Source organism: Sporosarcina sp. Marseille-Q4063, assembly GCF_018309085.1.
Taxonomy (GTDB): Bacteria; Bacillota; Bacilli; order Bacillales_A; family Planococcaceae; genus Sporosarcina.
The window spans coordinates 3,039,802-3,062,982 of the sequence record NZ_CP070502.1 but is presented as its reverse complement, the minus strand read 5'-3'; the positions used below and the strand labels follow the sequence as shown (position 1 = coordinate 3,062,982).

Genomic DNA, 23,181 nt, shown 5'->3' with positions numbered 1-23,181 from the left:
TCACCCCCTCCCCCTTCTTCTTCTTTGTGTAACTTCGACTTTCATTTTCTCGATGTCGCTATCTGGAATCGGACTAATTAATCCGATAATCGGTAGATCGAGTATTTCTTCTACATCTTGTTCGTCCTTCATCGTTGTATCCAAGTATTCAAGTAAGAATGCAAGTCCTACACCGAGCATTAGTCCGATAACCGCTGCGATTGCCATATTTAGCATCGGATCCGGTTTAATAGGTGACGGATTTGCTCCGAGTTCTGCCGGCGTAAGTATGTTGACATTATCGATTTCCATTAATACCTTTATTTCACTTTGGAAAACAGTCGCGATTTTATTGGCAAGATCGACCGCCATTTTCGGGTCTTCGTCTTGAACCTGAATATTGACGACTTGTGAATTTTGGGCGCTGTTCACAGTCACTTGATTGATTAATGCGCCTACCGAACGTTCAAGGTTCATTTCTTCTTTAACGATTCCTAGTATTGCCGGACTTTTAATAATGACGTTATATGTATTGATTAATTGCAAGTTTGCTTGGATATCTTGCGAGTTAAATTGTTGTTGTTGCTGATCTTGTTTTGATTGAGTGACAAGGATTTGCGTGGATGATTGATAGATTGGCGTAAGCAACCAAAAACTGACGACGCCACTAATCGTAATTGCGATAATTGTTATGAGGGCAATTAAACCTAAACGTTTCTTTAATGTTTTAAATAACTCTTGAAGGCTTATCGTTTCTTCCATTATGTTGTGAACTCCTTTTTCAATTTCAATAATTGGCATAGGGACAAGTATAGCATCTTTCGACATAATTTGATATATGAATTTCGTTGGATATATGCGATAATTGAATTATTGTGTAATCAAACAGCACCTTTTATATAGGAAAGGAGTAGTATTTATCAAATGAGAAAAGTACTATCTATTATTATTGTAGTTATTTGTCTTATATTGTTAGTTTTTAGTTATATGCAGTGGAAAGAGAAAATTAATTCAGCTAAGGGGATGGAATCTTCCTCCTTGAAAGTGGAAGCTGGCGCTAAATCCGATTCTTCGGATGAGGATGATGACGTGAAACCTGATGCAGATGTTGAACGTCTTCTATCATTGACGTCAAATCAAGATGAGATTGTTTCGTCTGTGTTTCAGAGCCGGTTGGAAGCAGATGAGGTTGTCGACTTTTTGATTGTCGGATCTGATGTGATGGAATTTGGTGAACCGGGTTATGCTGAGAGGTTGGAAATTGCGCTTCTTGAAGCATATGGCGATTCTGTGAATGTTTCGACTGTTGCGATTGAAGGCGCTTCGAATTCATTTGTCGCAGAGATGGACGAGTTAATCGATTTTAATGTTGGTTATGATGTCGTGTTGTTTGAACCGCTCACGCTAAATAGCAATGGTGTCGTTGTTGTGGAAACGCAGCTTGAACATATTGAGACGTTTATCGACCGCGTGAAAGATGAAGTTGAAGATGCGGTCGTTGTCCTTCATCCTCCGCAACCATTGCACCAGGCAATCCATTACCCGCTACAAGTTGAATCTGTTAAACGTTTTGCCGAGGCAAATGAAATCTCATATATCAACCATTGGACTGAATGGCCAGATAAAGACTCAGATGATTTACCGAATTTTTTAGATGAAGATAGCATGCCGAACAGTGACGGCGCCGAAATTTGGGCGAATACACTTATTACGTATTTTATAGCTGAATAGATAGACGGGGGAGAAGGTTGCGATGGAGAGTAGAGTTAGCAAGCGGAAAAAGAAGAAATGGCCTTGGATTGTCGGCATTATAGGCGCATTAGTCTTGGGCGTAGTTGTTTACGGCGCATTGATTTTCAAGAACTTAACAGATACAGCGAAAGAAATACATGAACCAATTGATCGAGTCGTATCGGAAAAGCGTGAAGAACCTGTTGTTTTTAAGGATGCAGAACCGTTTTCTATGTTGGTTTTAGGTGTTGATGAACGCGAAGGAGATAGCGGTCGTTCGGATACGATGATTGTAATGACCGTGAACCCTGAAACGAAATCTACGAAAATGGTAAGTATTCCACGTGATACGTATACGGAGATTGTTGGAAAAGGCATTAATGACAAGATCAACCATGCATATGCATTCGGCGGTATTGAAATGTCGATGGCTACTGTTGAGAATTTACTAGATATTCCAATTGACTATGTTGTTCAAGTGAATATGGATAGTTTCAAAGATATCGTTGATGCAGTCGGCGGGATTTCGATAAATAATACGTTGGATTTCAAAGTTGGAAGCTATGTATTCCCTAAAGGGCAGATTTCTTTGAATGGCGACGAGGCGCTTTCTTTTGTAAGAATGCGTTATGAGGATCCGCGTGGCGACTTCGGAAGACAAGATCGGCAGAAACAAGTGATTCAAGCTGTGCTGCGTGAAGGCGCATCAGTTAGTAGTTTATTGAATTATAAGAGCATATTCGGTGCTATTGGTAGTAATGTGAAGACGAATATGACCTTCGATGAGATGGTTGAGGTTCAGAAGAATTACCGTGATGCAGCTGGGAAAGTGGATCAGCTTTATATCGAAAAAGGACAAGGTAAGAAGATGAATAATATTTGGTATTATATTATGAATGATGAAGAGTTACAGGGTATTACTAGTGAGTTGAAAGAGCATTTGAAGTTGTAATAGCGAGTGGGTGAGTTCCCGTCCGGCTTTGCCGGACGGGAACTTTTTTGTGTAGGTTTTGATATTTAAAATCCGCGAGGATTGGGACGACATTACTTGTTGTTGGGACAACATTATGTGTGATAGCGCCAACATCTTAATAGATTGAGACCACATTCCCAAATTGGGACGACATTATGATTTATTGGGACAACATCTTTGTCGATTTCGACGACTTTTTTGATTAAAAGGATGCCGCGGCATCCCTTCCCTATCGAAATGGAATTCCATTTGGCCAGGAGTATCTAGTAGCTACAGACTTTCCTTCTTTAATCAGATTTAATGATCTTAGTGCGTAGTGGGCTTCTCTTCTATCGTTAATTTGAAGGAAATATCTGCATTCCCGATTAGAAATTGTGGTGTTTATTAGCATAAGCCAGTCTTGAATTGATTGGCCGTAATTATTGGGTTCTTTTTCTTTGCACCATTTACAATAGCGGCTTTTGTGATTTTGATAAATCATTGTGGCATTGCATTTTGAACAGAGTTGTCCTGTTGTTAGTAGTTTCGGATCTAGTTGGTAGTAGGTGCAGAGTGGATATGGATTGTATTCAAGTCGTTGTTGCATGATGACATAGCTTATATTTTTTAATTGATTGGCGGAAAATATCGATGGTTTTCTTTCATTTTCACGCAGGAAAATGGACAGCCGCTTTAGATAGATAATAGGTGAATTGGGCGGTGCTGTTTTGACACCACCGTTTTTGTTGGCAAGAATGATTTGGCTGGAAACTTCAATGTGAAAGCCTCTTTTTGCCAGCCAAACTTTTAAGTTTTCCTGGGTGACTTCGAGTTGTGTGAGAGGGCAATCCATTATCGTTTCTTCACCGCTCGACTTTCGTCTTCTTAGTTGGTACGGGTCGGTTTCGAAATAAAGTTCACCTGTAATGTTTTTTATTTCAAGAATTATGATTGCTTGTTCGGTCAATACTAGCGTGTCAATTTGGAATGTATGCCCTGGGGATAGGGCAAGGTGGATATCTGTGAGTACGATCGACGTTTGGGGGAGCTCGAGTTGTTCGAGGTATTTGTCGACTTTTTGTTCTCCAGAATAGCCTGCTTGGATTTGGTAAAGTTTGCGTTCAAAATTCAGTTCATCTTTTCTCGGATACTGATGGGGTAAACGCGCGATAAGCCGCGGTAATGCTCTTAGTAAAGGTGGTTCTCTTCTGGTTATTTTGATAGGCCTTCTCCCCTTCTATATGTATTCTACTTAAAAGTATCAGAATGGTAGGAGGACGACAATAGGTAATGGGAAGATTGAATTTTGGAGGTGGATCGAGTGGGAGAATTGGGATGAGAATATGAGGCTTGGAGACGAGGATTTTATTGAATGGGACGACATTATTGGGGATTGCGATGACATTCTGGTATTGAGACAACATTGCGAGTGATTGCTACGATAATGCGACTGATAGAGATGACATTAATTGAAAAAGAGCCAACAATAAAGAAATCTCCTACTCCCCACTTGAGGGAATAGGAGATTTTCTTATGAAAATATATTAATCGTCGTAATAATAATCGGCATCGCAAAGACATCTACTAAGAAAGCCCCTACGATCGGTACGACTAAATAGGCTTTTCGAGAATGACCAAATTTCCCTGTAATGGCCGCCATATTCGCCATTGCGTTTGGTGTTGCGCCTAGTCCATGACCGGCAAATCCTCCGACCATAACCGCCGCGTCGAATGATTTTCCGAGTAAACGGAAGAGAACGAAAATCCCGAATAACACGATGAAGAGTGCTTGGACGAAAACGATGACTAAGATTGGGAGCGCCAATCCTGTAAGTTCCCAGAGTTTGATACTCATTAGCGCCATTGAAAGGAATACGCCCAATGTAACATCTCCGATTAATTCCACACTGCGCATTTCCACTATTTCAGGATTAATCTTATCTACAACATTTCGTACGATTACTGCGACAAACATTGCACCGACATAACTAGGAAGAACGAATCCAGTTGACGTGGAGAATAGTTCCGCTAAGTACGAGCCTACTGCCATTGAGAATGTGATCAATAGAAGTTGAGTGAAAAAACGATTTGAGTTGATGGGTTCGTTTTTGGTTAATTCCTCGATTTCGGTAGGTTCAGCTGCATCTTCTGAAGACTTTAAGTTGTATTTCGAGATTAGATGTTTTGCCATCGGTCCACCGATTAGTCCACCGGCAATTAGTCCAAATGTAGCGGCCGCAATTCCGATTGGAAGAGCTGATGCTACGCCTAGATCTTCAATCGTTTGACCGAATGCTGTTGCTGCTCCGTGTCCGCCTTCCATAGAAATTGCACCAGCCATCACTCCGATCAACGGATGAAGGTCGAATACTTTTGCGAGTGAAATAGCGATCGCGTTTTGTGCTAACGCTAAAAATCCGCAAGCTAGCCAGTAGATGATTAATAACTTACCACCGAGTTTAACTAACTTGAAGCTGGCGCCGATTCCGACTGTGGTGAAGAATGCGAGCATGAACATACCTTGTAAAGAAGTGTCCAGCGTAACTTCAACCCAATTCAGTTGTTTAAGGATTGCCGCAACAATTGCGAATAATAGCCCCCCTACTACTGGAGCTGGGATACAAAAACGCTGTAAAATACCTACTCTTTTGACGAGTAATGTCCCTAAGACGAAAAGTGCAACGGATAAGAATATCGTCGTAACTTGGTTGAGTTCGATTGTCATGGTTGTTCCTCCTTTTATGTCAACGCTGTGAAAGCGCTTTATGTTAAAGTTTCTTATTGTTTACATTATAAAGAGTTCGATTTATAATTTCTAATATCGAATAACTATATACTCATTGGTTTTATTAATAAGTGGAAGTAGGTGCCTTTGCATGGATCTTAAGCAATTAAAATATTTCGTGGCGGTTGTAGAGGAAAACAGTTTTACAAAAGCCGCCAAAATTCTTCATATTTCGCAACCGACGTTAAGTCTGTCCATAAAAGCACTCGAACAACAGTTGAACACGCAACTTTTCGAGCGAAATACACGGGCGATGCAAATTACCGACGGCGGCCAACTTCTATATGATCGTGCAAAAAAGTTACTTTTGAATTTATCGATTATCGAAACAGAAATTGTCGAATTAAATGCAACGGGTAAAGGCGAGGTCCATTTAAGCATTATCGAGTCCACTCAAAATTGGATTCCTAAAGTTATTAAAAACTTTAAACAGACGTATCCGACGATGAAAATTCGTTTTACAGAAATCACGAATAAGAAGCATGTCATCCAATCGCTTAGAAGTTATGAGACCCACTTGAGTATCACGAACCAACTCGTTGAAGAAGAAGATATCGCATTCATTCCCATTTATACAGAGAAGTTTTTGTTGATCATGCATGAGGATCATGAGCTTTCTTCGAAGCGGGATTTGTCGTTCGATGATTTGAAAGATGAGCCTTTGATTATCACTAAAGAGGGTTATCAAACGAGGGTTAATATATTAGAAGCGTTTGAAGCTGAGGGCATTGAGCCGTCGATTATGTTTGAAATCGAGCGTATTGAAACGGCGTGGAAACTTGTTGAGGAAAATTTGGGGATTGCATTTATTCCGGAGAATTATTCAAGGGGCGTTCGTGATTCGCGGGTTGTCATTAAGGAAGTAGATTCTCCTAATTTGACGCGGACGGTGTATTTGACGTATATGAAAAATCGGTATTTTCCGGCTGCGATTCGTGAGTTGATTGGGGATATTGAGGGGAATTTTTGAAGTATGTGTAGATTGTGTTGCCGCGATCGGTACCTATGGAATTGGGCGGACATTTTCTTGGATTGAGCGAACATAATCGACTGATTTGATGGATTGGGAGGAGAAAACGGTGGATTCGGCGGACATCATAAGATTTTAGTAAATTGAGCGGACATCTTTCTGGATTGGGCGGACGTAATCGATGGTTTTGATAGATTGAGCGGAGATTATTGAGGATTGCGCGGACATCGTAATATTGAAAGTGAAAAGGGATGCCGCGGTGCGGCATCCCTTTTTATTGAACAAATTCAATCTGAAATTTCATGCCGCCGCTTATGTATTGTAGTAGTGGCTGGTCTTCTGTTATTACTTGGCCGATGACGTTCACTTTTTCATCTGCTTTTAGATCGCGTTTTGTGATTTGAATCTCACCTTGGTATCGCCCATATTTCTCGTTGTCGATTGTTATCGATCCAATTGGTCTTTCGACTGTGTTTTTTGGTGTTACTGGTCGGGTTCCTATTAGGCCGTACTCTCTTGACTCAATTGATCTGATGCAATCTCTTGCTGCGTCCCAGCGGTTGGTTTGTATGGTTGACAGTATGTCACACAGCTCTTTATTCGCGGTGAATGGTTTTGCTCGTAGTTTTAGGATTCCTTTTTGGTAAGCTGTGAATTGTGATAGGGTTTTTTCGGTTAAGTTTAGGTCTCCGACTAGGATTTTTTCGACTGCGCAGTTTGTGATTAGGTCTAGATAGGCTTCGAATGGTGTGCTGTGTCGATGGTCTTCTAGTGTGGGCAAGCCTTCGAATAGCGGTCCTCGTCGGTCGGCGTCGCCTGGGATGAAGGCCATGACGGTTAGTCCTTCTTGTTTTAGCCAGTTGTTTACTTTTTGGAATTCTTGTTTGTCGAGTCCGGTTTCTGGTCTTGGGTAGAAGTTGTGCCATGCTTCTACGGAATCGGTTTGGAGTCCGTTTGCTTTTAGTCTTTCTAGAATTTCTTTTGTTAGTGTGCTTGCGTTTAGGGCGATTTTCATTTTTTTGGATAGTTTGATCATTGTTTCTTCGGAAATGCCGTAGTCTAGTCTTAGTCCTGTGACGCCCCATTCGAGGAGTCCTGCGGCGTTTTCCCAGGTGAAGCCGAGGTGGCCGAGAGATTTTGGTGAGATGTCGGCCATGAGTTCCATGTTGCCCCGTTTTGCGGCTGCTCCTAATGCGCGTAGTCGTTCTGTGTATTTTGTTGGGTCGTCTTCTGGGATGTGCAGGGATGTGAAGATGGATGTGAATCCTGCTTTTTGCATATTGTTTAAATATGTATCGAAGTCTTTGATGATGTCGTTTCCTAGGTATACCGATATTCCTAGCATGTCTATGTCACTCCTTTATTAATTTAAAAAAGAAGGGGTTGCCCCCTCCTCTTTAGATACCTTCTGACATTTCTTCTTTGAAACCCCACGTATAGGTGAATATGAATCCGAATACGTACGCGATGACCAAGCCGATGAAGTAGAACAGGTATTGGTTGTTTGCGATTAGCGGGATTAGTGAAATACCCGATACGCCGATTCCTGAGGCTGCGACTTTCATCATTGCTTGGAATGCGCCACCGACTGCTCCGCCCATACAAGCTGTGATGAATGGGCGACCTAGTGGAAGCGTGACTCCGTAAAGTAGCGGCTCGCCGATTCCTAGGAACCCGACTGGAAGTGCGCCTTTGATGATGTTGCGTAAGCGTTTGTTTTTCGTTTTCACGAAGATCGCGATTGCTGCGCCGACTTGACCTGCGCCTGCCATTGCGAGTATTGGTAATAGCGCTGTGTAGCTTAGTGTTTCGATTAACTCCAAATGGATCGGCGTTAGTCCGTGGTGGAGTCCTGCCATGACGAGCGGCAAGAAGAATCCTGCGAGAATTGCGCCCGCGACGACTCCGCCCACGTCAAGGATCGAGTTGATACCTGATGTGATGGCATCCGACAGCACGCCTGCGACTGGCATGATTGCGTAAAGTGAAAAGAATCCGACGATTAATAGCGTAAGTAATGGTGTAAAGATAATATCAACTGCAGCTGGCATGACTTTACGAATTCGTTTTTCAACAACGGTCATTAGGAATGCTGCAAAAATGACGCCGAATAATCCGCCGCGACCGGAGACTAATGGTTCGCCGTAAATCACGATGTCCGGGAGCGCGGGGTGGAATAATGTCGCCCCTGCGATGGCGCCGAGAACCGGTGTTCCCCCGAATTCTTTCGCTGTGTTCCAACCGACCAAAATGGCCAGGTACATGAAGACGCCGCTACCAAGGACGAGCAGGATTTGCATCCAAGTTGTCGTTGCGTCGTAGCCCGCGTTTTTGGCGAAGTTCGCCGCCCCGTTTAGTAATCCCGATGCGACTAGACCCGGAATAAGAGGGATGAAGATGTTACCGATTCTGCGTAAGAGCATTTTGAACGGTGTTTGGTTTTTCTTTTTACGGTTCTCGTTGTCGCGTGCTGCTTTTTCGCTGAATGTCAATTCGTCATCGTCTGGATTGGCATCTTCGCCAATCGCGAGTCCTGTTACTTTGCTCATTTCTGCAGCGACTCTATTGACCGTTCCGGGGCCGACGACGATTTGGAGCGTGTCGTCATCAATGACGCCCATGACGCCTTCGACTTTTTTGAGTGCGACGATGTCCGCTTTACTGTCGTCTTTTAGTTGTAAGCGTAGACGCGTCATGCAATGCGATAGTCGCCTGATGTTTCCTTTGCCGCCGATATGTTCGAATATATCGGTGGCCATGCGTTCCTCTTTTTTCACTTTAATCCCCCACTTTTTAAATTATTTTATTGACTGACGGACGAAGCCGTTTGATTCTGTTAGTTTTTCTACTGCTTCATTGTATGAACATTTTAGTAGAATCATAACAATGGCCGTTTTCACGTGATGCTGGGCTTGTTCGTAATAGCTTGCAGCTGTTTCGTAGTCGACTCCGGTCGCTTCCATGATGATGCGTTTGGAGCGTTCTATTAATTTTTCGTTGGTGGCTTGAACGTCCACCATCAGGTTTTCATACGCTTTTCCGATGCCGATCATGGATGCTGTTGAAATCATGTTCAGGACTAGTTTTTGCGCTGTACCTGCTTTGAGCCTTGTGGAACCTGTTAAGACTTCTGGGCCGGTTTGGATTTCGATGGCTATGTCAGCGTGTTTGCTCATTTCTGCGTTTTTATTGCAGGAGATGGCTGCTGTTGTTGCGTTAAGTTCTTTAGCGTAATTTAGTGCGCCGATTACATATGGCGTTCGGCCGCTTGCTGCGATTCCGATGACGGTGTCGTTTTCTGTCAGGTTGATTTCCTTTAAATCTTCCGCGCCTAGTTCGACGCTATCCTCGGCGCCTTCTACCGCGATTGTAAACGCTTTCATACCGCCCGCAATAAGACCTTGGACTTGGTTTGGTGAAACTCCGAAAGTCGGAACGCATTCGACTGCGTCGAGGATTCCCAATCTGCCGCTTGTTCCGGCACCTACGTAGATTAAACGTCCGTTATTGTTGAATGAGTGAATGACTGCTTTTACTACTTTTTCGATGCTGTCGATTTCATTTTCGACTGCTTGTGGAACTGTTTTGTCTTCTTGGTTCATCGCGATCAGAATTTCTTTTGGCGACATTTCATCTAATTGCATCGTGTTCGGGTTTCTTGTTTCGGTTGCTAACTTTTCGAGCATTTGATCACCTCTCTAGTAAACTTCTTTTATAGTTTTATTGTAGCGTTGTGAAACTATATGTCAATGGTCTTTTAGTTATTCGTGAAACTTAGTTTCATCTGAGTGAAAAGAGAGTTTACGTTTAACGTCGGAGTTTTTCCATTTCGTTTCTAGCATCGTGGTAATGCTTGATGACTTTATCTCCAATCTGGTGGAAAACGCTCATGTATAGGGTGTCGATTATTGTCAGTTGCGTCATGCGTGACGGGATACTTCCGATTCTGAAATCACGTTCGACGTTTGGCGTGCAGAGATTGATGTCTGCTAATTTGTGTAGTGTCGATTTGTCGAGATTTGTGATGGCGATTACCGTTGCGCCGGTTTTTTGCGCGAACTGCGCGAGCTCTATGACATCTTTCGTCATTCCTGACGTGCTGATGGCTATGAAGACGTCGCCTTTTTCTAGGTATGGGATTACGGTTAGTAAATGGTGAAAGTCTAGGCTTGTGATGGAATGGTAGCCAAGTCTTGTGAATTTATAATGCGCATCCACCGCCGCGATGGAGGATCCTCCTACGCCGAAGAAGACGATTTTTTTTGCTGATTTGATGGTTGTGACTGCTGCGTCGAGTTCTTTTTTGTTCATAGAGTCGGTGCAAGAGTCGATTGCGAATTTGTTTACTTGGATGACTTTTTGGAATAGATCGTAGGGTGAGTCGTTTTTTTGTAAGTTGGTGACATCCGTGATATTCATTTCAGCGATTGTTAGGTCTCTGACGAGTGCGAGTTTGAATGATTTGAAACTGCCCATTCCGATGGATTTGCAGAAACGGACAATGCTTGCTTCTGATACGCCGGTTTTGGTGGATAGTTCTTTTGTTGTCATGTTTGGGATTAGGTCTGGGTTTTGGATGATGTATTTAGCGATTTGTTTTTCTGCGGCGGATAGGGATTCTTGTTGTTGTTTTATGGATTTTATTAGTGTTGGCATGGTGTGGCTCCTTTCTTTCTTTTTTGATTATCGCATGGAATGTGTTTGGGTGGTAGCTTTTTGTGGATTGGGCGGCGACAGAGCTGAAGAGTACATTAATTGGACTGGTAGAGGAATTTGTTGATTTGGCGGACTTTTAAAGGCACTTGAAAAGAGAGGCCAGCGGCTTCCCTTTTCTACTTGTATTTATCTTTTTGGTTTTGATTGGTTTTACAAAAGGAAGTTTTTTGGCCACACGTATCTGGTTGCTACGGAATTTCCGGTTTTATTCAAAGGAAGTGATTTCATGGCGTAATTGGCGGCGTCTTTGTTTTTTAGTTGTAGAAAATCACGGCACTCCCGATTTGAAATGGAGTTGTTGATTAGCGTGAAATAGTCTATTAATGTTTCGCGGTAATTATTGGGTGCTGTGATGCCGCACTCGATGCATCTTCGTTGTTTATGATTTACGTATTGCATGGTTTCACCGCATTTCGTGCAGAGTTGTCCCCTTTTTAGGCTATCTGAGTCAATTGAAAAGTAGTTGCAAAGCGGGAATGGATCGTAATCGATTCGGTTTTTACGGATTAATTCTTCTATGCGTTTAATTAGTTTCGGGTTGTGAATTGTTGGTTTTCTTGATTGATTGCGCAGTAAGACGGGCAGCCCTTTTTTATAGATGATCGGTGCGTTAGGTGGTGCTTCGATGACATGGGCATTGGGATTTGATAGTAGTACTCGACCGATGATGTCAACTTGAAATTTACTTTTGGCAAGCCAATTTTGTAGATTGTGAATATGCGTATGGAGTTGCTCGAGTGGGCAATCCATTCGTCTGACTTCACCTGTTTTACTTTCTTGCTCTAGCTGATTTGGATTTGTTTTGAAACGGAGTTTGTCAGTTATATTTTTGACGTCGATAATTAAGATGAATTTCTCGGTCAAAATTAGTGTGTCGATTTGGAATGTCATACCGGGGGAATGCGAAAGTTGGATATCTGTCAGTACCGTCATTGACGTGGGGACCTCAAGTGTAGCTATGTATTGATCTATTTCGAGTTCGCCAGAGTAGCCTGCTCTAACTCTGTATAATCGTTGTTCGAGTTTTTTAATATGTGGTGAATCTTTTGGTAGACGTGCGATTAATCTTGGGAGTGTTTTTAATAGTGGTGGTTCTTTTCTAGGCATTATTTTGATAGGCATCTACCTCTTTCTGAATTGTTGAAATTAATATAGCATTTATTGAGAGTGGTGACAAGATGGGGTGGGAAAATTGAATTTTGGAGAGTTGTGTTGGAGCGTGGGGGTTGGTTGGCGAAATGGGGTGGAGATTTTTGGCGGTTGAGCGGACATAATTGATTGATTGATTTGGTTGATTGAGAGGAGAATAATATGGATTGCGCGGACATCATGGGGTGCGGATGAAATTGGGCGGACATCTTTCGCGATTGAGCGGACATAAATGACGGTTTTGATGGATTGAGAGGAGATAATAGTGGATTGCGCGGACATCATGGGGGACCGACGAAATTGGGCGGACATAGTTGATAGATTTGGTTGATTGAGAGGACATAATAAGAAATCGCGCAGACAACACGTAAGCATTGGGCATATTCAAGTACCATCCACGCATTTTATTCCAAAAATCCGCACTCGTAACACAACTGTAATATACCTGTAATCCAAATGTCGTTGTTATCTGGCTAAATTCCCTATAAAGTGATAAGTAGGAAAAATTAACCGTAAAATCACGATTATATATAAAAAAATAAGACTTTGTTAGGGGAGAAATAATGAGAAAAGTTGTCATTTCACTAGTAACTGCGGCTTCAATCCTATTAACAACCGCTGCCATCGACGCACATGCCACTGAGACTGTTGGACAAGCCAATGTTCAACATGAGTCATCTTACACATATGAGACTGTAACGAAAGTGGCATCTACTAAAGCTACTGCTAAATCTGGGAGTTTCAAATTAAAGTATAATACGAATGTCCGCACGGATGCGGGCACGAAGAACAAAATTATTATTACAGCGAAAAAAGGATCTACTGCAACTGCTACTCACCAGAAAACAGTTGGGAAAGAAACCTGGTATAACGTTAATGTTAGCGGAAAATCAGGTTGGGTTTTAAGCACGCTTCTTACGCCAGCAACTGTTGCAAAAGCACCTGCTAAAGCGCCAGCAAAAACTGCGGCTCCAAAAGCGCCGGCTAAAGTAGTTACTAATCTGGGAGCATTCACAACGAAATACAATTCAAATATCCGCTCTAATGCGGGAACAACAAATAAAATTTTAACAACGGCTAAAAAAGGAACAAATGTTACAGCGACTGATCAGAAAAAAGTAGGTAAAACAACTTGGTACAAAGTAAGCGCAAATGGTAAGACGGGTTGGGTTTCAGCTGATTTACTAGCAAAAGCAACTACTACCGCTACAGCAAAAGCAGCACCTGCTAAAACAATAACAAAGGTATCAAACACTACTTTTTCGTCTAATCTAGTGGCAAATGCAATGAAACTTCGTGGTGTACCATATCGCTACGGCGGATCGTCAACAAGCGGGTTTGACTGTAGTGGATATGTTCAATATGTATACAAACAATCTGGGAAAAGCATTCCCCGTGATACTCTAGGTCAATATGCTGCAACGAAAAAAGTTTCAAATCCACAACCGGGCGATTTAGTATTCTTTGCTGGAACGTACCGCGCAGGTATTTCACATGTTGGGATTTACATCGGGAATAACCAATTCATCCAATCTGGTGGAAAAAATGTACATGTTCGTAGCATGAGCGATCCTTATTGGAGCAAGTACTTCCATAGTTATAGAAGCTTCTAATTAGAAATGCACAGTCGATTTAACTCGACTGTGCATTTTTTTATTGTTCGATATTTTTAATTGCGTAGTCTCCGTATTCGTCAATAACAACTGTAAATGTTGCCGCGTAGTCGATTGTTTTGACTTCATCACTTTCCTGGTCATGATAAGTAAATGTTGCATTCGCTTTTACGATTGCTTCACTTTCGCCGATTTCGACGCTTGTGATTGTCGATTTTACTTCTTCATAGACTTTATGTTCCCCATATAATTCTTCCACTTGTTTAACGCCTTCTTTTACAGCCTGACTTCCTGGCAATAAATAGGTCCAATAGTATTCTAGTTTTTTGTCGTTAAGTGAGTACGGGATTAATTCGTAATAACTGCTAATGAAGCTTCTGAGTAATTCATCGTCTAGGCGAGCGCCTTCGATTTCAATGTCTTCTCGGTCGTCGATGACATCTTTCGCGCTGGAAGCCCACTGTTTTAGTTGGCTGATGACCGTATAGATGGGAATTGCATATCCGATGCTTGGATTATTTTCAAGGATCAACGAATTGATGCCGATGATTCTGTCCGTATTCGCGTCGATTAATGGTCCCCCGCTGGAGCCTTGTTTAATCGTTGCATCCATTTCATAAAGATTTTTGTAATCGTAATCATCGAAGAAACTTTTACCGAAGCCTGTAATTTTTCCTTCCGTTGACGTGTTTGCGATGTTTTCAGGACTTCCTAATGCAAAGACTTTCGTGCCGACGGATACTTTTGACAACTCCATTTCCATCGGTTTCTTTCCTGCTAACTCAAGAACTCGTATAAGTGCAATATCAGTTTTATCTGAAATCCCTATGATGCGGCCGTTAAATTGTTGGCCGTTACTATTCGTCACTGTTATGTATGCCGCATCTTTCGCAACATGGGCATTCGTTACGATGTCCCCTTTTTCATTAAACAGAAAGCCGGAGCCTTGTTGAAGATCGGAGTCAATCGTGTAGACGTAAGATTTGGCGTTCGCGATAGTTGACGATAAATCTGTTTTGGGCGCAACTGGCACTTCTACTCTTTCTATCTTTTCTGCCTTTTCGACTTCTTCCGCCTTATCCTCTACCTCTCCAACCGGTTCCTCTTCGACCTCCTCTTCAGGAATCAATTCTTTATCGATTTCCATGCCTTCTAATGCAATTTCAACAAAAGAATCCGGTTTTAAGACAGGCTCTGATGCAGTTTTAATTTGCCCAAGTTGACTTAATAATCCAGTTAAAACTGCTACTAATACTAGTAAAATAATTCCTTTGAAAAGTGTTCGTTTATTGTTCATGGTCTCAACTCGATTCTATTTGAATTCCCTATTTTATCAGACGTTCGGGTAACTTTTTTGTTTCAATAATATATATGAATAGTATAGCAGATTTCTAGTTGGGAATGTCTTACAAAATATTAGAACAATTATACATCCTCTTTGAGTAGTGTTTTATTTTGGTAAACGAAAGTGGCATAGACAAGTAGACAAACGATACCTCTAAATTCCACTTTGGAGTGACGAAATGAAACTATATAACTCTTATACTTTATGTAGTAGAAAAGTCTAGCAGGACTTCGGAGGGGTGGTTTTTATTAAAAACAGAATCGGTATCTCGCTACTAATTACTGTCATATTATGTTTGGGATTTGTTTACGCAAACGTTCAAGCAGCCTCCACTCTTTCAAAATGGTATACCGACACTTTTCAAAAGGAGGATGAAATATTAAGTTCAACTTTAGAGACTGGGGTTTGGACAACTTTTAAGCGACTAGGGGTTTTCATTGCAGAAGCAAAACAAGATGCTATTACTGCAATTGAGGAATCTCGTAACAAACAGGTAGAAGAATCAACAGCTAATATTGAGGCACTAGTAACTGACATGAAAGAACAAATTGATCAAACTGTAACAGAACTTGATGAAGAAAATTTTGATGCTTTTGTTGAAAGACGGAATATTGAAGAGGAAATCGAGCGGGATGTTGCAACTATGTTGGCAGAAATACTTGATGAATAATTATAATTGGCATGGGGTTTACGAACATATTACAAAAATATAGCACACAAAGGGGAAATTATTATGTTGAAAACTATAAAAGGTAAAGTAGTCGCGGTCGCAGCGGCATTTTTATTAGTATCTGGAGCTTCTGTTGCATTTGGTGCTTCAGATGCTGGGGGAAAACTGAGGGATTGGTTTGATCAGCGCTTTGCTGGCGTGACCAATAGTGTTGATCAAAATTATACTGGAAACTTGAATAGTGAAATTAACAAGTTAAACAAAGAAGTTCCAAATCTAATAGAAGGCGGAAAAGCCAACATAAGAAATACAAGAGAGGCCTCGGTATCAGAAGCAATATCAACTATTGAAGGTACAGCCTCTGAACATGTCGAATCAATAGAAGGAACACAAGAGGAAATTGAAAACTACATGGACAACGAATTCAACCGACTTAAAGAGGAAGCAGAGAATAAAATCATGAAATCTACGGGAGATTTAAAAAGAAATTCAAGCTCGCAAATTTCGTCTCAAATTGGTACCTTTGGCACCAGCATATTAAACTTTATGGAAGATCAACTTAATTACACTGCTGATGAATCACTAAAAAAAGTACAAAAGGCTATTGATGATGCCAAGGCTGAACTTCTCGTACAGATTGCTAATAAATCAGGGGCCACTCTCGAGGAGATTAAAACGTCAATTAATTCATCGATTGCCGATACCCGCACTGCTATTTCAGACTTGACCACTGAACTAGTTGAAGAACAACAAGTTCTTATCGAAAACAAAGCAAATGGAATGGTAGAGGACGCAATAAATGAAATGCAAAATTTAGTAGACGGGATTTAAACGGACTGTTAATAAGTTATAGGGACCTTATTATTCAGAGGTCCTTATTCTTTTAATTGGAGGAATATCTATGAAGGATAAACTCACCATTTTTAAAATTAGGCTGATGCTTAAAAGAATATTGATTGTGGTCGGAGCCTTATTTTTAAGTATTAGTATTGGCAGTGGTGTGAAGTCAGCTTTCGCGGGTCAAGATATTAATAGTGTGTTGACCAATTGGTTCAATGCTAAAAAGACGGAATCGATTAATCAAATAGATAAGGCTATTACAAATGAAAAAGAGTTACTTATGGCGGAATTAAAAAAAGGGTTACAGACGGAAATTCAGCTTGCTGAGGACGAGCTCGCTCAATTTACGCAGGATGAAATTGCGCTTCGGGTTGATCGACTACGTAGTTATGCGGATGACCTACTTAGGAATATGAGCATTGATAATAGTGATGAACAAGCCAAGATTGCCGCTACTTTGAATGCGATTTATGAACAAGCGCTTGAACAAATGAATGTGCTTTCGACAACCGCTGATGAAGAACCGGATAATTCGACTGGAGTTGAAGATGAAAATGCAGATTAGATTGGTTTGATTCAAAAATACGTAAGCGTACCCGCATATCATTTTGGGTACGTTTTTTTGTCATCCACCTAAAACTGTAGAGTTTTGTGTCACTTCTATTTTTTCTTCAACAAAAATCATAATTCCCCAACACCTTGGTGATTACTGGAATGTCAAACCCGGTTGGTAGAAAGTTGTTACGAAGGCTAACCGCCTTGCATTAACCCACTCCTGGTTAAACAATTAGGAACTGTTAATCTGTATAGTCATTGGACGCGCCCTTTGCTATAATGCTTTGATTAAGGGTTCTATCCAATGTAGTTATGATTACGATTATCAAATAGGTATCAAGTATCCTAAATAATAGTTTCATACCACTTCCTCTCTTTCATATTTTATCTAGATTTGCTCGATTTGACGAGCCTATGTATGTTATAACTATAAGGGACTTATTACTTCCCTTTAAAAGGAGATCTTCACGATGGATGAAATAAAGATATTGGATGTTCCAATTGCAAATATAAATAAAGTAGAATTGCTACAAGAAATCGATGACCATTTTCAAATGCCTGATGGGAATTTGTTTTTCGTTACGGCAAATCCGGAAATTATTATGATGACCAAAGATTCAACCTCCTATAAAGAAGCGGTTACTTCTGCAGATTATATTGTCGCGGATGGTATTGGTGTTTTGATTGCGTCGAAAATACTGAGAGCCCCCCTGCGCGAGAAGTTGCCTGGTTATGAGTTGATGCATGACTTTTTAGCATATGCGAATAGACATGGTAAAACTGTTTACTTTTTCGGAGCGAAACCTGGTGTTGCCGAACAAGCTGCGAAAAATGCTAAGGCTGAATATCGCGGTTTGAAAGTGGCGGGCTATATGGATGGTTATACGAATAAAGGGCCGTTGGTTGCGAGTGAAATTGCTGAAACTAAACCCGATTTCGTTTTCGTTGCGATGGGTGCCCCGCTTCAGGAACGGTGGATTGCGAAGTATAAGGATTTATTCCCAACGTCGGTATTGGTCGGCGTCGGGGGAAGCTTGGACGTGCTTTCTGGGAATGTTAAGCGTGCGCCTAAGTTCTGGACTAGTAATAATTTGGAGTGGCTGTATCGACTGCTCACGCAGCCTACGCGAGCCGGGCGGATGATGAAAATTCCAATATTTTTGATGCATGTGGTTAAAGAGAGATTTTCAAAATAAAATAGAAGCGCCCAATACGGTGTAGTGTATTGGACGCTTTTTTTATTTCACTTGTTTCCGTACAACCATATTTTGTCCATCTAGACAGTGTTCGGTCATTCGCATTAGGTTGCCGATTACTTTTGCGACATGCGCAGGTTGCATGATTGTTGTTGGATCTTCCTCGGGTGCTAATTTTTTTCGTAAATCCGTTGCGGCTCTTCCAGGCGATATGCAATACACAAGGATATTGTACTCCGATAGCTCCTGAGCGAGTGTTTCTGAAATGCTGATGACGGCAGATTTGGAAGAAGCATAGGAAAGCCACCCAGGTCGCGGTGTCATGCCCGCGGTCGATGCGACATTCAAGATTTTCGACTGTTCGTTTTGCTTCATATACTTTACGCACTCTTTCGTCATTTCAACTAATGAAAAGACGTTTATTCTATAAGTCCTTTCCATGCTAGCAAGTGTAGTATCTAGGAGTGATTTGGGATCCGTATACCCTGCGATATTTAATAACCAATCGATTGAACCGAATTCATCGTATATTTCTTTCACCATTCTTGGAATCCCTGCCTGCGATGAAAAATCATAGACAATCGCACGCACACGTACCCGTGGATTTAACAATTTTATCGTTTCTGAAAGTTTAACTTCATCTCGAGCGATTAATACAATATTATTCACTTCAGGATTGTTACTCATTTCAATTGCCGCGGCTCGACCAATTCCTCGACTTGCCCCTGTAACGATAGCCGTTGTCAATTCGTCTCACTCCCCAATACATATTCGCGGTAAATGGTTTCGCCAATGACTAGGTCCATCGGGTACGTTATTTTCATATTGTGAACCGTGCCTTCTAGTATCTTTACGGCATCATTTGTATTGTATTCGAAAAAGAGACTTGCATCTTCTGTGAACTTCTTGTTCTGGGCATGGGCTTGTTCAAATGCATCTATCAATTTATCCCGATTAAATTTTTGCGGCAATTGAACATTCACGAGTTGCTCGCGATCTAATGTTTCATCGATTTGTCCGTTACCCTTTAATACAGTAAATGGAATTTCAATACCGTAAATCGCATTTTCACTTTCTTCAACAGCTAGTCGCTCAAATTCCTTAATCTTCACAAATGGCCTTGCAGCTTCGTGAATCATGACACTTTCATTCTCGCAAACTTGTATGCCGTTCCAAGTCGATTCTTGTCGCGTTTTGCCCCCTTTGACTAATTTATAATTCAACTGCGGGCAATGGTTTTCGATAAGTTGCGCGATGTGTTCCATATATTTTTCTGTGCAACAAATCACCACCTCATTAATTTCCTTCACTTTGGCTAATCGCTCTAAGGTGTGAATGATAATCGGTTTACCGCCTAAGCTTAAATATTGTTTCGGAACACTATTTTCCATTCTAGAACCTGATCCACTGGATAACAGAACTAATGAAATCATACATGTCCACCCCTTCTCATTTTCCCTATAAAAGCTTTTGTCTAGGTCCCCTCGGTATATCTTCCGGAAACTTGTCTAAAATTAACCAATCAATGACACGGTCAGTCGAATTTGAATCATGATATTTGAAATACTTGTCTCGGAATCGTTGCACCTTATCCATCTCGTAATCTTGTTCTTCCAATGCTTTCATGAGCTCACTGAAGTTCATCACGATTTTTCCCGGGACAAAGTCTTGAAAACCTTCATAAAAATCACGACTTGAAATATAGTGATGAAAATCAAATGCGTAGAAAATCATCGGTTTATTTAACAATGAATACTCGAAAACAACCGATGAATAATCTGTAATGAGAACATCCGAAATTAGTAAAATATCATTTATTTCCCGGTAATTAAAAGCATCGATAAACACATCCTCATATTTTTCAGGAATTACAATTTTGTCCCGAACAAAAGGGTGCAGCTTGAAGATAATGACTGAGTTGTTTTTCCGCGCATAGTCCGCGAGACTTTCAAGATGGATTTGGACCATCGGATAATAGGCGGTTTTGGGTCCACTTCCCCGAAAGGTTGGTGCGAACAAAATTACGTTAGCGTTCTTCGCTTTCGGAAACGCCTTGTACATTTTATTTCTAATCTTCTCTTTATATGCCTCGTCGAAGAAAGGATCGATTCTCGGAATCCCAGTCGGGTAGACATCAGTTTCCTGCATACCAAAAGCTTCCGCATAAAATGGAATCGAATGTTCCGACGCGACGATTGCGCTTGTATAAATTTTATGCGAGTGGGCATTGATCGTTGGCCCCCCAGATTTACCCACTCGCGAATAACCAACTGTTTTAAATGGTCCAGATGCATGCCATAATTGGATGATGTTTTGGGATTTATCAAATTCAACATTGTAGAGCATCGGATGAAAGTCATCTAATAGGATTGTTTTCGATGTAGCAAGGTAATAAGGCAGCTTGAACTTGTCTAGAAATTTACGTCGGCTTGTTATGTTTTCTTTAAACAGCACCTTCAGTTCGAACTTATCATCTAATTTCCGTTTAATGATTTTATCGTAAACGAACTTCAGATTCCCTCCAATAACTGCCCGCGAGTCGGATGTGAAAAGGATTTGATTATCTTTTATTCCAAAAAGTCGACCAGATAATTTATAAATTAGGTCGAATATCTTACGCCTAACCCTTAAACTTCTTTCATTCCGTTTTTTTCGATATATTTCCCGAGAAATTTCACGTTTTGTTTTAGTATGTTCAACTTTATTAAAAATCCCCAAATAGAACAGCTTATTTCCGTCATTAGCCATTGGACGAACGCTGTAATAGTTATCAGAATGCTGATTAAACAACCTTCGATAATGATCCATATTATTATCTCGGTCTGTCGTGACAAAATCGATAAGTGAAACCGCAGTTGTCGCAACAGAAACGTTCTCTGTTAGACGGTCTTTCGCAACAACAATCCACCTTCCAGAAGGTATAGGTGTTTGATCTTCCCAAGCAATCGAAAGATTAATGCGCAATTGAATGAACTCATCTATATACTCGACTTGTCGAAAATAAACCGTTCTTTCGGTTTGTGGGTGAAATAAGTAGAAATCAAAGGTGTTTGAAGGTTCATTTTCCATTGATAACGTCAAATTGAGTTGAATTCGTTCCCATTTGATAGATACTAATTTTAATGGATATTGAGAAGTGGCAAGATAATAATCTGGATTAAACAATAATAATTTCCCCCATTTCATTTACCGGAAGATGGATGGGTTAGTTTTCCCGAAAAACTAACTGGTAAATTTATTCGAAAATTAACAGGTCAATTTTAATCAAAAATTGACTCAATAATTCTTTTTGATGCTTGGCCATTTTGGTATTTGAAGTTTTTCTCTTTTAGCTGCTTTACTTCAGTTATATTTTTGGCGTCCGAAACAATCCAATTGACTAAATTACGCTCTTCTTCAAAGTAAGTGGCAGGCAGCAATTGCTTAATATCGACATAAAAACCTCTTTGTTTGTTGTATTTCTCGTAATCATAGCAATACAACGCAATTGGTTTCTCTAGGATTGCAAAGTCATAGATAACGGATGAATAATCCGAAATTAACGCATCAGATATCATAAGAAGTTCTTCGATTGTGTATTCATTGCGATTCCAAAATACTGCATTTTCATCTGTATTCTTCATGTACTCTTCGTTTTCATTCATGTAAGGGTGTAAATTGAAGATCAATACTTTATTTTCCTCTAACAGTTGCGGTGTTAATTTTTCTAAATCTAAATGGGGAACGTAAGGATTGGAACTCGTGCTTCTCCCCCTAAACGTTGGTGCACATAGAACAAGTTCTTTATTTTCATACTGTGGATGATTCATGAGGAAGTTTTCTTTTCGTGTCGTATCATGTACATTCATGAAAAGGATGTCCGTTCTTGGTGAACCCAGCGGCAATATTTTTGTCTTCTCCATACCAAAAGCTTCCGAGTAAAAGTCGATTTCGACGTCTGAGTTCACTATCAACTTGTCATAATTGCTATGAATCGGAACTACTTTAAGATAATTATCATTTGGGCCATCCGGATACCCCCTCAAACTCAGTCCGACGCGTTTTAACGGACCTGATGCGTGCCAGAGTTGGATAACCTCAGTTCCTCTTCGCACGCGTACGAAATAGAGCGGGAGATAATAATCATCAAGGATGAAGTAGCGAGCTGTTGCTAGATAATAATAATCCGTGAACATTTTCACTAAGAATCTCCGCCATTTTGTACCTTCCTCATTAATTTTCCGTGTTATGATCACATACTCTAACTTAGGCTTGCTCTTTTTCATCTCTTCATATAAATAGTAGAGATTGTCCTTGAGCTCAGTGTGTCGGGGTGTAACAAACACCACCCGGTTTTTCTTTATAGGTATTACGAAACTAATATCTAAATAGACGATCTTGGACAGAGTCTTCAGAATTAATACTAAGTATAGTTTTAGTTTATTTATCACGGTACTCCCCTATTCGTTGTATTTCATATGTTCTTAAATAACCTGTGAGAATTCATATTACTCAATTCCCCATTTACCTTGTCAACTTTAAAATAGCTCTAAAAATCTAATTCTATATTTTGATAAGGTTGTCCTTTTTTTGGTGGTTTAAAACTTTCGACAATAAATGCAAAAAATAAAAAGCTCACACTAATACGTATTGTATCAGTGCGAACTATTTAATTATTTCAAAGCTCCATCTCATTTGAAA

General features: G+C 40.7%; 21 protein-coding genes. 8 read left to right on the top strand and 13 right to left on the bottom strand.

The genetic code is table 11. From position 1 onward, the window contains the following. A complete protein-coding gene (locus JSQ81_RS15720) occupies positions 1-741 on the bottom strand; it encodes a YveK family protein (RefSeq protein WP_212604955.1) in 741 nt (246 codons plus the stop codon). A 162-nt stretch (positions 742-903) separates the two neighbouring features. On the opposite strand from JSQ81_RS15720, the gene JSQ81_RS15715 reads away from it, so the two are divergent. Both JSQ81_RS15715 and JSQ81_RS15710 read left to right on the top strand, forming a co-directional pair. Beyond that, positions 904-1,710 carry an SGNH/GDSL hydrolase family protein gene (locus JSQ81_RS15715; RefSeq protein ID WP_212604954.1) on the top strand — a complete coding sequence of 269 codons (807 nt, stop codon included), beginning with the start codon at positions 904-906 and terminating at the stop codon, positions 1,708-1,710. 22 nt (positions 1,711-1,732) lie between these two features. Further along, complete coding sequence (locus tag JSQ81_RS15710) at positions 1,733-2,662, top strand: polyisoprenyl-teichoic acid--peptidoglycan teichoic acid transferase TagU (protein WP_212604953.1); 930 nt, start codon at positions 1,733-1,735, stop codon at positions 2,660-2,662. 250 nt (positions 2,663-2,912) lie between these two features. Here JSQ81_RS15710 and JSQ81_RS15705 read toward each other — a convergent pair whose 3' ends face one another. Both JSQ81_RS15705 and gltS read right to left on the bottom strand, forming a co-directional pair. Next, positions 2,913-3,767 (bottom strand): nuclease-related domain-containing protein, encoded by an 855-nt coding sequence (locus JSQ81_RS15705; RefSeq protein WP_249336736.1) that lies wholly within the window; start codon positions 3,765-3,767, stop codon positions 2,913-2,915. 426 nt (positions 3,768-4,193) lie between these two features. Then, positions 4,194-5,387, bottom strand: a complete 1,194-nt coding sequence (gene gltS / locus JSQ81_RS15700; protein WP_212604952.1) for a sodium/glutamate symporter — start codon at positions 5,385-5,387, stop codon at positions 4,194-4,196. A gap of 151 nt (positions 5,388-5,538) precedes the next feature. Between gltS and JSQ81_RS15695 the strand changes: the two genes are divergently transcribed. Beyond that, positions 5,539-6,417: a LysR family transcriptional regulator gene (locus tag JSQ81_RS15695; protein WP_212604951.1), complete on the top strand. Its 879-nt coding sequence runs from the start codon at positions 5,539-5,541 to the stop codon at positions 6,415-6,417. A 274-nt stretch (positions 6,418-6,691) separates the two neighbouring features. Here the strand turns inward: JSQ81_RS15695 and JSQ81_RS15690 are convergent, their stop codons facing one another. From JSQ81_RS15690 to JSQ81_RS15670, 5 genes are all read right to left on the bottom strand, one after another. Next, complete coding sequence (locus tag JSQ81_RS15690) at positions 6,692-7,762, bottom strand: DUF871 domain-containing protein (protein ID WP_212604950.1); 1,071 nt, start codon at positions 7,760-7,762, stop codon at positions 6,692-6,694. Between the two features lie 52 nt (positions 7,763-7,814). Further along, a complete protein-coding gene (locus JSQ81_RS15685; RefSeq protein WP_212604949.1) occupies positions 7,815-9,194 on the bottom strand; it encodes a PTS transporter subunit EIIC in 1,380 nt (459 codons plus the stop codon). A gap of 21 nt (positions 9,195-9,215) precedes the next feature. Beyond that, positions 9,216-10,103, bottom strand: a complete 888-nt coding sequence (gene murQ / locus JSQ81_RS15680; protein ID WP_212604948.1) for an N-acetylmuramic acid 6-phosphate etherase — start codon at positions 10,101-10,103, stop codon at positions 9,216-9,218. Between the two features lie 121 nt (positions 10,104-10,224). Continuing rightward, positions 10,225-11,073 (bottom strand): MurR/RpiR family transcriptional regulator, encoded by an 849-nt coding sequence (locus tag JSQ81_RS15675; protein ID WP_212604947.1) that lies wholly within the window; start codon positions 11,071-11,073, stop codon positions 10,225-10,227. Positions 11,074-11,283: 210 nt separating this feature from the next. Beyond that, complete coding sequence (locus JSQ81_RS15670) at positions 11,284-12,255, bottom strand: nuclease-related domain-containing protein (protein ID WP_212604946.1); 972 nt, start codon at positions 12,253-12,255, stop codon at positions 11,284-11,286. Between the two features lie 590 nt (positions 12,256-12,845). Here JSQ81_RS15670 and JSQ81_RS15665 point away from each other — a divergent pair. Beyond that, complete coding sequence (locus JSQ81_RS15665; protein WP_212604945.1) at positions 12,846-13,895, top strand: C40 family peptidase; 1,050 nt, start codon at positions 12,846-12,848, stop codon at positions 13,893-13,895. A 40-nt stretch (positions 13,896-13,935) separates the two neighbouring features. Here JSQ81_RS15665 and JSQ81_RS15660 read toward each other — a convergent pair whose 3' ends face one another. Further along, the gene (locus JSQ81_RS15660) at positions 13,936-15,192 is read right to left on the bottom strand and encodes a S1C family serine protease (RefSeq protein ID WP_212604944.1); all 1,257 of its coding nucleotides are present in this window, start codon (positions 15,190-15,192) and stop codon (positions 13,936-13,938) included. Positions 15,193-15,478: 286 nt separating this feature from the next. On the opposite strand from JSQ81_RS15660, the gene JSQ81_RS15655 reads away from it, so the two are divergent. The 4 genes from JSQ81_RS15655 to JSQ81_RS15640 all read left to right on the top strand — a co-directional run bounded on the left by JSQ81_RS15655 (position 15,479) and on the right by JSQ81_RS15640 (position 18,501). Beyond that, positions 15,479-15,910, top strand: a complete 432-nt coding sequence (locus JSQ81_RS15655; protein WP_212604943.1) for a hypothetical protein — start codon at positions 15,479-15,481, stop codon at positions 15,908-15,910. A 63-nt stretch (positions 15,911-15,973) separates the two neighbouring features. Beyond that, positions 15,974-16,741, top strand: a complete 768-nt coding sequence (locus JSQ81_RS15650; protein WP_212604942.1) for a hypothetical protein — start codon at positions 15,974-15,976, stop codon at positions 16,739-16,741. 70 nt (positions 16,742-16,811) lie between these two features. Beyond that, positions 16,812-17,315, top strand: coding sequence for a hypothetical protein (locus JSQ81_RS15645; protein ID WP_212604941.1), 504 nt, complete (start codon positions 16,812-16,814; stop codon positions 17,313-17,315). A 460-nt stretch (positions 17,316-17,775) separates the two neighbouring features. Beyond that, complete coding sequence (locus tag JSQ81_RS15640) at positions 17,776-18,501, top strand: WecB/TagA/CpsF family glycosyltransferase (protein ID WP_212604940.1); 726 nt, start codon at positions 17,776-17,778, stop codon at positions 18,499-18,501. Positions 18,502-18,543: 42 nt separating this feature from the next. Here the strand turns inward: JSQ81_RS15640 and JSQ81_RS15635 are convergent, their stop codons facing one another. The 4 genes from JSQ81_RS15635 to JSQ81_RS15620 form a co-directional block, all read right to left on the bottom strand. After that, the gene (locus JSQ81_RS15635; RefSeq protein ID WP_212604939.1) at positions 18,544-19,248 is read right to left on the bottom strand and encodes an SDR family NAD(P)-dependent oxidoreductase; all 705 of its coding nucleotides are present in this window, start codon (positions 19,246-19,248) and stop codon (positions 18,544-18,546) included. Beyond that, the gene (ispD, locus tag JSQ81_RS15630; protein WP_212604938.1) at positions 19,245-19,934 is read right to left on the bottom strand and encodes a 2-C-methyl-D-erythritol 4-phosphate cytidylyltransferase; all 690 of its coding nucleotides are present in this window, start codon (positions 19,932-19,934) and stop codon (positions 19,245-19,247) included. Before ispD ends, JSQ81_RS15635 begins: the two co-directional genes overlap by 4 nt. A gap of 25 nt (positions 19,935-19,959) precedes the next feature. Then, positions 19,960-21,666 (bottom strand): CDP-glycerol glycerophosphotransferase family protein, encoded by a 1,707-nt coding sequence (locus tag JSQ81_RS15625; RefSeq protein ID WP_212604937.1) that lies wholly within the window; start codon positions 21,664-21,666, stop codon positions 19,960-19,962. Between the two features lie 95 nt (positions 21,667-21,761). Next, positions 21,762-22,931: a CDP-glycerol glycerophosphotransferase family protein gene (locus JSQ81_RS15620; protein WP_212604936.1), complete on the bottom strand. Its 1,170-nt coding sequence runs from the start codon at positions 22,929-22,931 to the stop codon at positions 21,762-21,764. Positions 22,932-23,181 lie beyond the last annotated feature (250 nt).